At 52.6% G+C, this 12,799-nt stretch carries 7 protein-coding genes and 2 tRNA genes; 5 read left to right on the forward strand and 4 right to left on the reverse strand.

The window, feature by feature from the left end; all coding sequences use genetic code 11:
• The first annotated feature begins 84 nt into the window (after positions 1 to 84).
• Positions 85 to 159 (forward strand) — tRNA-Glu (locus tag SLH47_RS24545).
• Between the two features lie 10 nt (positions 160 to 169).
• Positions 170 to 244, forward strand: a tRNA-Asp gene (locus tag SLH47_RS24550).
• A gap of 201 nt (positions 245 to 445) precedes the next feature.
• Here SLH47_RS24550 and SLH47_RS24555 read toward each other — a convergent pair.
• Positions 446 to 931: a hypothetical protein gene (locus SLH47_RS24555; protein WP_320243561.1), complete on the reverse strand. Its 486-nt coding sequence runs from the start codon at positions 929 to 931 to the stop codon at positions 446 to 448.
• Positions 932 to 1,355: 424 nt separating this feature from the next.
• On the opposite strand from SLH47_RS24555, the gene SLH47_RS24560 reads away from it, so the two are divergent.
• Positions 1,356 to 3,077 (forward strand): DUF6119 family protein, encoded by a 1,722-nt coding sequence (locus SLH47_RS24560; protein ID WP_320243563.1) that lies wholly within the window; start codon positions 1,356 to 1,358, stop codon positions 3,075 to 3,077.
• 633 nt (positions 3,078 to 3,710) lie between these two features.
• Here the strand turns inward: SLH47_RS24560 and SLH47_RS24565 are convergent.
• The 3 genes from SLH47_RS24565 to SLH47_RS24575 all read right to left on the reverse strand — a co-directional run bounded on the left by SLH47_RS24565 (position 3,711) and on the right by SLH47_RS24575 (position 6,141).
• Entirely contained in the window at positions 3,711 to 4,682 is a 972-nt protein-coding gene (locus SLH47_RS24565; protein WP_320243565.1) for a DUF4238 domain-containing protein, read from the reverse strand.
• A 416-nt stretch (positions 4,683 to 5,098) separates the two neighbouring features.
• Positions 5,099 to 5,695 carry a hypothetical protein gene (locus SLH47_RS24570; RefSeq protein ID WP_320243567.1) on the reverse strand — a complete coding sequence of 199 codons (597 nt, stop codon included), beginning with the start codon at positions 5,693 to 5,695 and terminating at the stop codon, positions 5,099 to 5,101.
• A gap of 11 nt (positions 5,696 to 5,706) precedes the next feature.
• On the reverse strand, positions 5,707 to 6,141 hold the full coding sequence (locus tag SLH47_RS24575) for a hypothetical protein (protein ID WP_320243568.1): 435 nt from the start codon (positions 6,139 to 6,141) through the stop codon (positions 5,707 to 5,709).
• A gap of 655 nt (positions 6,142 to 6,796) precedes the next feature.
• Here SLH47_RS24575 and SLH47_RS24580 point away from each other — a divergent pair.
• Together SLH47_RS24580 and SLH47_RS24585 are read left to right on the forward strand one after the other, a co-directional pair.
• The gene (locus tag SLH47_RS24580) at positions 6,797 to 12,412 is read left to right on the forward strand and encodes a RecQ family ATP-dependent DNA helicase (RefSeq protein WP_320243570.1); all 5,616 of its coding nucleotides are present in this window, start codon (positions 6,797 to 6,799) and stop codon (positions 12,410 to 12,412) included.
• 58 nt (positions 12,413 to 12,470) lie between these two features.
• Positions 12,471 to 12,608, forward strand: a complete 138-nt coding sequence (locus SLH47_RS24585; protein WP_320243572.1) for a hypothetical protein — start codon at positions 12,471 to 12,473, stop codon at positions 12,606 to 12,608.
• Positions 12,609 to 12,799: the final 191 nt, after the last annotated feature.

Genomic DNA, 12,799 nt, shown 5'->3' on the forward strand with positions numbered 1-12,799 from the left:
GAGGAGATTTACATTAAGTATTTGATTTAAAATAATAAATTGACGCCACTCGCTCAAGCGATGTATGAATTTCATATTTGCTTTGGGGTGTTCGTCTAGTGGTTAGGACATTCGTCTTTCTAACGGAAAACACGGGTTCGAATCCCGTACGCCCTACCAAGTAGATTGCGGTCGCGTAGCTCAATGGGAGAGCACCGGATTGTCTATCCGGGTGTTGCGGGTTCGAGTCCCGTCGCGACCGCCACGCGCTCTGAACCTTTGTCGAAGCCAGCTTTGACCACAACTTATTGGTCCGATTCCGAGGCCAGACATTTGTGCACTGCGCAGCACTGCGTATGTATGGGGTCGCTGCTGACATCTGATGGTTTTGATCAGGTAACTTGTGCCAGCCCCGAACTGGACATTCGATTTGTCTTCACTTCAGATTAGGGTACGGACGAACCGATCATTGTCTTTTTTCGATATTTGTTTGGAACATGTCCAACACCTGAGCCCTCCTTTCAGGTGTTAGCGGATCCATATTGAAATGAAGGAAGCCGGTGCAGTTGGGATCCGCATACCTCACTGCCTCGTCGCTGTCTCCCTCGGTGACTACTGCAAGCAACACTTCGGCACCGGCTACGTAACCAAATAACTCAAGGACTGTCGAGTGGCTTGCGATGGCGTCCGCCCACAATGTGTCCTTTTCGCAGATAGTCACCGAAAACTCATCGCTCACCGACCCATGTAGGTATTGTGCAACGTCATAAGACACCTGCATACAGTTGGGCTGCAAGGGCGGAACGCTCACATCAGTCACAAAAGCTAAGACTATCGACGCATCATCGGCGTAGATATCATCGTAGTTCTCGTTTGGATCATCAGTGCAGGCCATAGCCGCGTTTGTAGACGCCCAAATCGCCAAGGCGAAGCGATAGAAAGTTGTCCTCATTCAGATAGTTTAGAGCAATCTCTGACTGTCCAATAGCTCAAATTTGCGTACCCGTTGCTTTATACCTTGCGCTGGTAGGCAAGATCCGAGGGTTTCGCTCGGTTGACCGCCCCCAGCCCAAAAAAGACATTCGTTTCGTTCAAAAAGACCGCTAGGCTCCAGGAGGCAGGGCGGGAAGCGGAAGTTAGCTATAGCTGCGAAAGGATGGGCTGGCTCACCTGTAAGCAGACACTACGGCAACTGACTACAGTTTTCGGATTAATGGGGTTTGGAGGTCTTGAGAACGCTTCGCCCGAACTTCTGAAGAGAAGTAAATCAGACAACTTCCCGTTTGCAACCTCTGGTCGAGGTGCCTTGTTGACAGATTCATTTCAGCGGCGAACACTTAGAGTAAAGCAACAGAACCACGTTTAGGGGCACTGCATTGCCAACATATTCTCTCTTACTCGCCAAAGAGGACGACGTCGACGACTTCGAGGACGTCTTCAAAAAGGATGTTCTCAACGCTTCTAAAGACCAGAGGTTACAGAAAATTGTTCGGGCGAAGAATGCCGATTTCGGCGAAGGCGGCGAACTCTTCCTGTTCGTCAAGAATAGCCACCCGCCGGGGTGGTTTGGCCAACTCAAAGCAAACTTCGCAATCGAAGAAACGATCAATAATCAGAGCCACTCTGCAGTACTCGTGTTCAAGTCGGAAGGTCGGTTTTTCGTTCTGACGTTCGGTTTTTCAGGCCATATGCTCAATCCATACCGGTTGGTTTCGGATTTTGGACTGAAAGTATCAATTAACTCGCTGGATGCCGGGTCGATAAAGGGTTTGGAAAGAAACGACCTTGTCAGGGCAATGCGTTCTGTTGAGCACTCTCCGATTAGCCGAAGCATCAATAGCTTCCGCATCGACGAAGCCTTCGAACTCATCAAAAAGGTCAGCGGGCGTATAGATGGAGATGGTTCGGAAAGCTCTATAACCGGAGCGCAGGCATTAAGGTTCTCTTCCTCTCGCAAACTTGAACGCATACCGGACTACGCGACAGATGCGATGGAACTCTACCAGTCTGATGCCTACACCAAGACGCCATTTAGTATTATCGACACGCTGCAAATGGTTACTGACCGAAGCAAAATTGATGAACTGGATGAAGGTCTTGTCGCTTCAATTCGCTCTTTGACAGACAAGAAGTTCGAAATTGGCCTGCCAGAGGTCTCCGACAGACATGCTGTTGAATACGCGTTCACAAAGATTCGTATGTCTGGGCGCAGGCCAGATTTGTTCTTGGATGACTATCGCAAAGAGCTGGGCGCTGACCTTGACGACCTCACCGTCGAATTGTTCAAGAAGCATGAAGTTCGAGCATATTGGGATGCTGAGAATGGGCGGACCGATAGTTCTCTGTACAAACTAATGGTCGGCACACTCGAGGTGGACGACGTGCTTTACGCCATTAACGACGGTGCATGGTATAGTCTGAAAGACTCCTTTCGAACATCCATAAACGCCTCTTTCATAAAGCATAAGAGCGACGAACCCGTTCCATTTGATTGGCCGAAGATAGTTGATGAAGGAGTGACTGCCAAATCCAAGCGTGGCGTGAAGTTCGTGTCGGAAGATGTCTATAATGTTCGAGCCTGCGAAGCCTTCGGCTTGGTCTGCCTCGACAGAAAACTGTTTCGTTTTGGCGATGATTGTCCGCATGACAAATTTGAAGGTTGCGACCAAATGGACATAGCTGGTCGTAAGCTCATGCATGTGAAGCGCGGCCGAAGGAAAAGCCAGGGCATTTCTTACCTGTTTGATCAAGGCGAGATCGCGGCACGCGCGCTGCGCCAACCCGAATACTGGTCTGACTTGTGCGACAGATTGGAGACAATCAGTGTCGACGAAGAATTAGTTCAAGACGCACGAAACAATGGACCGCTAAACGAGCGCTGGACGATCGAGTTCCAAATCGCAGATTCACGCAACTCATCTGGAGAATTCACCATACCGTTTTTTAGTAGGGTTCGCTTCCACTCTGCTGCCAGTGAAATTGGCTTGGACTACGATGTTGAGATCAAATTTATTGATCTAAAAGGTCATGATCTGCCCTCGTCCCCCAAAGACCTAGAAGGAGCAGACCCAGACTTCAACGTCATTGAGCCGGAATAGATCAGCGGCGGCTTTGCAAAGCCTACGAAATCAAAGGTTGAAGTAGAATGGTGAGTTGGTCTGGTGCGTCTTGTAAAGATAAACAGTCCTTCCACCTAAGCGGAAATAGTACGGCGAATTTGGCTGATTTGTTTCGTGCAGATAAATCGAACTACCTTCATGTGTGAAGTAGAAAGGCGAGTTGGCTTGGTTGGTGGGATAAAGATAAACTGGTTTTCCTTTGAGCGTAAAGTAATATGGCGCATTAGCCTGGTTGGTTGAGTATAGGTAGATCGATGACACAGAAGATCCCTTTGATTAGTGCGATCCGCAGATTGTGAGTAGCTTATCATGTTCAAGTAGTTCAATGCTTGTTGCGCAGCTGAACATGGCGATAGGGCGCAAGTCGGCTGGTTGCCAAAGATTTACCGAACTCCAACGTGTTTGGGTGCTCTTATTTGCGTCGCGCCTTTACACATTTCCGATTAGGGCAGTGGAACAGACCTTCCTTCGGGGGTAGCGACGGGCAGCAAGGTCCCGCGATGTGTGAGTCCGACGAAGCCCGAAAATCGCGCTTGCAGCGGATGCCCGTAGAGAGCTAAGAGTTACCGATGCTGCACCCTACGCGAATGTCGTCTTTGGAGCGCTACTCCGCTACAACTTCCGTTGCACATGGATTGAGGGGGTATCACTACCCGTGACAATCTTAGGCGGCTTCTCTGGCTTCAACCACTTTTTGCATAGTTTGGTTATGCCGAAGTCACTTTCCGAGGCGTATACGAAGCGTTCGGTTTGCGCCGCCCTAATGCTATTCATTTCTCGAGCCATTGTTTTTGGTATCTCGACGACCCGCTCCCTTTCTTCGCCCTGCCATGTCAGTTCAATGATTCGGGTGGGTGTAAGCGGGAAACTGACCCTTACTGTCTTGTTGGCAAAAGCGCCGTCTCCATAAATCGGGCTATGTGTCGTCGGATCAGAAATCCTTGTGACAGGGCTGTCCGATGTAACCAGATGCTGATCCTCGCTGCGTCCTACCACCCATTTCATGTTCAAGAAGATATTCGCGAGGTTCCCCATGCCTCCCAGCATCGGAAGCCCAGCAGAACGCAAGACGTTTATAGAAAAGTTGTTTGGGTCACTCATAAATTCCCGCATCTTTTCACGCTCTTCGGGAGAAATCCTTTGGCCAGTTTCCTCTTCGTATTTCTCGACTGAATGATCATGAACGTCTTTGTCGGAGGCGATGAACTGAGCCGTATGATGCGCGAGCGAGGCCATCATTTCGGCACCAGCCCGGACGGTAGAGGGCGAGCGCAAGTATTGGGCAGCTAGAAACAGAGCAATGTGCTCACGCTCTTCACCGACCAAAACTTTGCCTGCGCAGAGGTTCTCCCATAGTGGTGCGGCGTTGCCTTCAATCTGTGCCAGAAGTTTTTCAGCCTCATCGAACCTTTCACCGTCGGCGCTGATTGGGCTGTAGAAATTTGTCTCGACGGCAGTTGCTTCTGGCTTGTCCCCGCGCGGGCTGTCTAAACCTGAATAGGTCCAAACAAGCCCGTCTGGATCGCAGAATTTGCTCAGATAGAATCGCGGTACAATGTGCTGCTTTTTGGTTCTGGAAGACATTTTGAGTGCTTCAATAAGAGAATGCCCTCATAGGGCAACCATTTTTTCGTCACGGATGCGTCCCGTAGTGGAGGTCAGAAAGCAGACAACACAATGAGCTAGGCGAAGGTCCGTTAATCCGCTGATCGCTCAATCAGTTTGGCTGAGCCAATGTCCGGTCTGGGCTGCCCGCCGACCTTAGAACCCTGTGCAGCTAAGGGACGCGAGGAGCCCTTTGCGACTGATGCAGCAAGCTGCATACATCGCTGTTTCACGGAACACGCCAAGTCATGATGGTTTAGTCACTCGCGAATACCGTGCTATACACTTCGTCTGTGATCTGTTCGTTTTTCGAGCAAGACACGCGACCTGGTACCCCGGTTTCGGGGTGTTTAGGTCGCGAGGTTCTTTGCGAACTGTCGGTCCGAATGGTTAATTCAGTTGCTAGGCGCAAACGGTAGTGGCTGGGAAAAGTCACCCTCTTCGATAAACGAGTGGTATACTTTAAAGTCTTGATAAGACGAAGAAAGAGCCGATGTTAAACTCTTGCAATGTCCTAACGTTGGAGCATTTATCCCCTCAATACAGTCTGCTGTGAAACGTCCTGCTATGCCGTCAAGTGATAGTGCAACGGTCTCCAGATTTCCACAGGCGACATAGGCCGCATAGCGATCCTTTGACTCTTGGGCAGATGATGGCGGACTGCTTTGATTTTGCGGATTCAAGGCCTCACAAGTCTCTTGCGCGCTGGCGTGAGCTACGCCCAAAGATCGACAGCTCGCTGCATCGAATTGCAAGCATTCAACGTAGTCTTCGTCAAATTGTGCGAGCCTTTCAGCCATGATGTTTATCAAGGTGCCGTAGTTGCAAATCGCGTTATTCACATTGCTGGCACCACCAACATTATTGCCGCATCCTTCCGAATTGTTCGTTTCATTTGAAGTTTCGGACGACACGGGCTGAGAAGCAATTGCAAACGCAAAAACAGCAACACCGAGCGACAGAGACGACAAGCGGATTACTTGATATGCCACGCGACTTATACTCAATTATTGCAGTTGCTAGTGTTGCCTGAGCCACCAACGTTGTTGCAGTCACCAGTGCTTGTGTTGTTCTGAACCGAGGCGTCCGACTCCTCAATCGCAATCTTGGCTACACGACTTTCAAAAAATGGTAGCAGACCCACTACGCATTCAATCTGAGACGTTTGCGTCCTGTCAGATAATGGGCGAATACCATCCCACTCTTCATTGGTGACTTCTAAAGTTGCATCAGCCCCAATATTCGCGATGTTTCCGATCTTTAAGAGGCGAACGTCACCGCTACCGGATACTGTTACATTTTCAAACTCTCCACTCTCTGACCCGCCAGAACACATCTGATTTATCGCGGTTACCATTTGTTCTATTGTGATACTTTCGCCAGAGGCTTGGAAAGTTGATGCCATCAGCGCGACGGTTGATAGGAAAAGGCGTTTCATTAATGCTCCAAAGTATAATTTGATTTTCACTCCTCAACCAAAGATTGACGCTTTCCGCAGCGTTTTGCAATCCATTTTCGCGTCGTTTGTGGATAGGCTCAACGATGCGCATACAGGGGTAACGGGTACAAAGGATCCGATGTGACAGGGATAGCCGTTGCGATTGAACAGGCACAAGCTTAGTTTGGTGTGTGCTGATGTGCGTGAATTGCTTGTGCTTCGAGGGCAAGCAGCCATTTGATTATGATTGACGAATGTCGCCTTGGTCTGCGACTCGCTCGCTCTAGCATACCGATCCAATGGCGACTTCGGGCTGTCTGAGGCCATCGAGGCGCACCGCTGCGGATGTCGGTAGAGAACCCAGCTTACATCGGTTCCGCATTGCTACGAAAGTCTGAATTGAAAAACCCACGTCCATCCAGACGCCAATGATTTGATCGGATGTAGCTTTGAGGTTTGTGAACCCGCTTCCATTTGTGAAAGACATCGAAGCGCCAATTCCCATCTTCTATTTTACGATAGAATTTGACTATCAATGGGGCGATCGATCAGACAAATAAGGCCAGGGCCTGCGACAGAACCCCTCCCGTCCGGGTTGTGTATGTTCTCAAAAAGGTATTTCTATCAATAACCTTTGAACAAATGCGCTGTCTTGATGAACGGTCGACATACTGAGTTTCTATCTGGATGCCTGTCCATCGATCTGGAGGTGGATCCCAGGAGCGCCAAGGTCTTTGCTTTCGCGGCCGTTCGAAACGATGGCCAACCGGCTTTGAAATCCGGAACCGGTTCGCTGGAGCAAAACCTTGATCGCCTGGAAGACGCCATTGCCGACATCGCGCATCCAATTGGCCACAATTTCCTGCGCCACGATATGGAACACTTGATCGCTGCTAGACCACGGCTGGCTCAGATCATGCAGGCACCAATTGATACATTGTGGTTGAACCCGCTGGCCTTCCCACGCAACCCCTACCACCATCTGGTCAAACACTATCAGGACGGGCGGTTGGCTGCAGGGCACATCAATGATCCAGAACTTGACGCCCGGCTTGTCTTTGAAGTGTTCGCCAATCAACTCGACGCCTTTCAAAACCTCGCCAAAAGAGAACCAGATGCGCTTGTAGCCTATCACTATCTGACTACCCGTAAGGATCAATCGAGCGGGTTTGATGCCGTTTTCAAGTACCTACGAAAAGCCAATTGCCCACCGCAGGATGAAGCTGTCGCCGCTATCCGCCGGATGCTGGACGGTCAGGCTTGTGGTAAACGGATCGAACAGACTCTGGGGCGGCTTAGCAATCCCCGAAACGGGTGGCCTATGGCCTATGCGCTATCCTGGATCACCGTAGCGGGCGGGGACTCGGTCATGCCGCCGTGGGTCCGGGCACAGTTCCGCGAGGCGTCGCTGATTGTCCGGCATCTCAGAGATACATCCTGCAAAGATCCCAACTGCCAGTGGTGTGCGGAACAGAATGACCCCGTCCGCGCGTTGAACAGGTGGTTCGGGTTTGACAGTTTTCGCTCCCAGCCTGTCGACCCGGATGGTCGTCCCTTGCAGGAGCGCATTGTCGATGAAGCTATGTCCGGAACCAGCCTGCTGGGCATCCTGCCGACCGGCACCGGAAAATCCGTTTGCTATCAGGTACCCGCGCTGTCCCGGTTCGATAAGATCGGGGCACTAACCGTAGTCATATCACCGTTGGTCGCCCTGATGGCTGATCAGGTACAAGGGATGGAACGGGCAGGTATTTCCTGTTCCGTTACCGTCAATGGTCAGATGTCCATGCCAGAACGGCAGGATGCGCTGGACAAGGTCCGCATGGGAGATGCGGGCATTCTGATCATCTCGCCCGAGCAATTGCGCAGTACATCCATCCGCTCGGCTCTCTCACAGCGCGAGATCGGCCTGTGGGCCATTGACGAAGCGCATTGCGTTTCGAAATGGGGTCATGATTTCAGACCGGATTACAGGTATCTGGGACGGTTCATCAAAGAGTTCTCGGGCGACCCGCCCCCTGCCCCGATCCTCTGCCTCACGGCCACAGCCAAACCGGAAGTGGTTGCGGACATCATGGAGCATTTCCAGTCTCGTGCTGGGGTCCAGCTGCTCTCGCTTGATGGCGGGGCATCGCGGAAAAACCTGACATTTGATGTCAGACCTACGACCAAGAACAGCAAACTGACCGATGTCTTGAACGTAATTGAAGAGCTGCTTCCATCGGAGGGTAGATCCGGTGCCGTGGTCTATTGCGCGACGCGCAAGGAGACCGAGCGCGTTGCTGAGTTTCTGAAGTCGCAAGGCATGGACGCAGCGCATTTCCACGCCGGACTTGGGTCCGATGACAAACACGACGTTCAAGAACGGTTCCGGGTCGGAGACCTGCGGGTGATCGCCGCCACCAATGCCTTCGGCATGGGAATCGACAAACCCGATATCCGACTGGTAGTTCATTCCGACATCCCGGGATCGCTGGAAAACTACCTGCAAGAAGCAGGGCGCGCCGGACGTGATCGCGAAGACGCCTACTGCGTTTTGTTGTTCGCGGGAGATGACGTGGAACGCCAGTTCCGGCTGTCGGCCAGCTCTCGTCTTGCCCGGCACGAAATCGGCGCCATCCTGAAAGCGCTGCGCCGTATCGACGAACGCACCCGCAAGACTGGCAAGGTCGTCGCCACCACAGGCGAGATCGTTCGGTCCGAGAAAGATCGAGCGTTTGAGCGGGACAGCACAAAAACGGACGACACACGGGTCAAGACCGCGGTGTCCTGGCTTGAGGAGGCAACGCTAGTCTCTCGCGAAGAAAACCGTGTTCGAGTTTTCCCCTCCTCACTAAGCGTCCACACAATAAACGAGGCGAAACAACGGCTGGCCGATGCGAGCATCACAAATGCGCATCGCAAACAATTGCTGGCCATCGTTCAACATCTGATGTCGGCCCCGGCGGATGAAGGGATTTCCACGGATCAGCTCTGTGGTGTGAGCGGCTTGACACCAGGCGCCCTGACCAAGGCGATGGCCAATCTCGAAAGCTTTGGCATCGCGCGCAACGATGTTGCGATGACGGTATTCATCCATGTCGGCGTTGCGCAGTCTTCTTCTGCGCGCTTGACGCAGGCCGCAATTCTGGAACGTGCTCTTGTCGCGTCGCTACGCGAGCAGGCGCCGGATGCCGAAAACGAGACACCGATGCCGCTAAACCTATCGGAAGCCTGCCAGCGACTGCGCGACCAAGACCACGCCGATGCCCGTCCTGACGTGATCGAAAAGTTGGTCCAAGGCATAGCGCGGGATGGCAAGGGGCAGGATGGCGGTACAGGCAATATCCGACAGCGTAAGATTAGCCGGAACACCCTGGAAATCACACTCGAACGGTCATGGGGCACGATTTCAAGGACTGCTGAACTTCGGTGGCAAGCAGCCAAGATTCTGCTAGGGTTTTTGACGGGGCGGCTCGAAAAAGGCGCGCGCGGCAAAGACTTGCTGATAGAAACGACTGTTGGTGATCTGCTGGCGCAACTCACACAGGATTCGGTTCTGAAATCCAGCGGCCTGAGTGACATGACCAAGTTGTTGGAACGCTCCCTGCTTTGGATGCATGAGCAAGGCGTGTTGACACTGGGTAAAGGGTTGACCGTATTCCACGCTGCCATGACAGTCTTTCTGAACCCAAAGGGTGGTCAGTTCACGCAATCGGACTTCCTGCCTTTGGAGGAGCATTACGCCGAGCAGACGCTTCAGACCCATGTCATGGCAACATATGCAGAGACAGGTCTGGAAAACATGGCGGATGCTGAGCGTTTGTCAGAGGACTACTTTCTGCTCAATAAAGAGCAGTTTATGAAACGCTGGATGCCGGGCATGGCACGCGAGGTCAGGCGACAAACGACCAGCAAGTCCTGGACCGCCATTGTGGAAGACCTAGGCAACAAAGTTCAGCGGGATATCGTGGTGGATGACCGGGAACAGACCAATGTATTGGTTCTGGCGGGCCCCGGATCGGGGAAGACCCGCGTTTTAGTGCACCGGATCGCTTATCTGTTGCGAATGAAGCGCGAGGACCCGCGCGGTATTTTGGTTTTGGTCTATAACCGGCATGCAGCTGCTGAAATCCGCGTCCGGCTACGAGCGCTGGTGGGTGATGATGCGGCGGGGGTCACGATTTCGACCTGCCATTCGCTTGCAATGAAACTGGTCGGTGCCAGTTTCGCGGGGGTTCAGGCTGACACAAAAGACTTTAACGAAATCATCACGGAAGCGGTTCGCCAGCTCAGTCCCGAAGGACTGACCAAAGCCGAGGCCGAGGCGCAACGCGATAGCCTTATACAGGGGTTTCGCTGGATTCTTGTGGATGAGTATCAAGACATCGGCCCTGAGGCCTACGCGCTTATTTCTGCAGTGGCAGGTCGCTCTCTGGAAGATGCCGATCTGAAACTCAGCCTGTTTGCTGTTGGCGATGACGACCAGAATATCTACGCCTTCAACAGAGCTTCAGTCGATTTCATCCGCAGGTTTGAAGAGGACTACAAGGCCAGACCGTCTTTTCTCATCGAGAACTACCGGTCAACGTCACATATTATCGCGGCGGCCAACGAGGTCATTTTGAAAGCACCTAACCGGATGAAGATTGATCACGAGATCAGGATCAATCAGGCGCGGGCGTCCCAACCCAGGGGTGGGCGTTTGGAGAAGGCAGATTCCGTTGCCCATGGTCGGGTCCAACTGCTTGATGTTCCAACAGGTGACATGCCACAGGCCGTAGCAGTCGTCGATGAGTTAATCCGCCTGTCCCGTCTGGACCCAAGCTGGAGTTGGTCTCGCACAGCGGTGATTTCCCGAGATTGGAAAACGTTGGATGCAGTTCGGACCTACGCCGAAGCGCAGGGGCTGTGCGTGGACATGGCCAACGAAGATCATCCGAATGTTTGGCGCCTCCGAGAAACCCAATGCTTGGTGTCGGGGCTGCGCAAGAAACAGGGCGAGTTACTAAATAGTCAGGATATCCTCATGGTGCTGAATGAACAGGCGCGCAACAAATGGGTGGATTTGCTCACCGAGGGTGTGGCCGAATTGGCTCGGGAACTGTGTACCAAGGAAATGCCAGTGCCCGACATCGTTGAATGGATTGCCGAATGGTCGCGAGATACACGCGGCGAACAGCGCGGGCTGCTTTTGCTAACGGCACACAGGGCCAAAGGCCTTGAGTTCGACCACGTCGCTATTCTGAATGGCGGCTGGACAAGGGTTTCAAAAGAAGAAGATACCGAAGCCCCTCGCCGCCTGTTTTACGTGGCCATGACCCGTGCACAGCAAAGCCTGACAGTGCTGACATCCGGGGTGCACCCCTTTCTGCAAACTGAGTCCGAGTCGGTTCTGTTCAGGCGCGTGGTACCTGATCCCGGCAAGATCGCCCTACCCGCAGTTAAATACCAGATGCCTGCGCCTGATACAGTTGATCTGTCGTTCGCAGGTCGACAACGAGATGCGCACGAGGTGCACCCGGCTGTTCGTTCTGCAAAAGTTGGGGACAGCCTTTCCCTTTTGTTTCAACAGCCTCATTGGATTTTGCTCGACGCCAGAAACCGTGTCGTCGGACGTATGGCCAAATCGTGGAAACCACCCCAGGGGCATGCGTTCATCTCTGGTCAGATCGGGGCCATCATCAACCGGCGAAAGATCGACAGTGGCGAAGACTTTGCACACTACCACAAGCGTGACAGCTGGGAGACCGTATTACCAGAGTTGATCTTCCGGCCTGAGACTGCCGAAATCTCACTTAGTCCGCAGACGCAGACAGCCCCCGATTTTGATCAGACGGACAACGCCACGCATTGTCCAGCAGAACAAGAGGCCGACCCGCCCGCAAAAAATAAGGTTTCTCCGGCCCCAGAAACGCTGAAGCCTGACGCTGCGTCAGAACGCGATCTGAAATTGATTATTGCCAGCGCGGTTGCCGCCGCAAGGTCGTGGAATGAACTCGCAGCAGCACTTGAAGAGAATAACGTAATGCTAGCAGCCAAGGGCGGAGGCCTTGTTGTCAAAAACGCATCGACCAGTGAGGAGATCAGCAAGATTTCTGCCCTCGGCTTCAAGTACGTCGATCTGATCCGCCACTTTGGCGAAGGCTTTCCGGAACACCACGCGACATGGTTGGTCGAAAAGGCTTTAAACGGCAATTACATCCCCAAAAGCCCAAAACGAACGGGAAAGGTCAGAAATCGCAGGAATAAACCCAGAGGTGACGATGACTTCTCGCTGATCGAAGATTGATGGGACTTGCCACATGTGGGAACCAAACTCAGTTTCAAGCGGCCCAAGTGAGGTCCCAATGGCATTCCTTCACGGCGTCGAGGTCATTGAAATCGATGCAGGGCCCCGTCCGTTTCAGACGATCAAATCTTCGGTTATCGGAATCTTGGGCACTGCGCCCGACGCCAAGCCCAATGTGAACGATTTTGCGAGCTGAAGAGATGGTCTTCGAGGCTTCAAAGCCGTCCTTCATACCAAGGCTCCCGAAAGCGGTCCGAGAGAACTCTTGTTCTGTGACACTGCACCAGTCGAACCATCCTGAAACAATCCGCCTGATTGCTTGCGGAGAATTCGTTGACAGAACAATGCGAAAGCGGCTACCCGGCCTGCAGGAGAAAAACCATGCGT

Origin of the sequence: Cognatiyoonia sp. IB215182 (genome assembly GCF_033963905.1) — a bacterium.
Lineage (GTDB): Bacteria > Pseudomonadota > Alphaproteobacteria > Rhodobacterales > Rhodobacteraceae > Yoonia.

Excerpts from the sequence above, each read along its gene's own strand:
- SLH47_RS24565 (WP_320243565.1), bottom strand. The coding sequence starts at position 4,682 with ATGTCTTCCAGAACCAAAAAGCAGCACATTGTACCGCGATTCTATCTG.
- SLH47_RS24555 (WP_320243561.1), bottom strand. The coding sequence starts at position 931 with ATGAGGACAACTTTCTATCGCTTCGCCTTGGCGATTTGGGCGTCTACA.
- SLH47_RS24575 (WP_320243568.1), bottom strand. The coding sequence starts at position 6,141 with ATGAAACGCCTTTTCCTATCAACCGTCGCGCTGATGGCATCAACTTTC.
- SLH47_RS24585 (WP_320243572.1), top strand. The coding sequence starts at position 12,471 with ATGGCATTCCTTCACGGCGTCGAGGTCATTGAAATCGATGCAGGGCCC.
- SLH47_RS24580 (WP_320243570.1), top strand. The coding sequence starts at position 6,797 with ATGAACGGTCGACATACTGAGTTTCTATCTGGATGCCTGTCCATCGAT.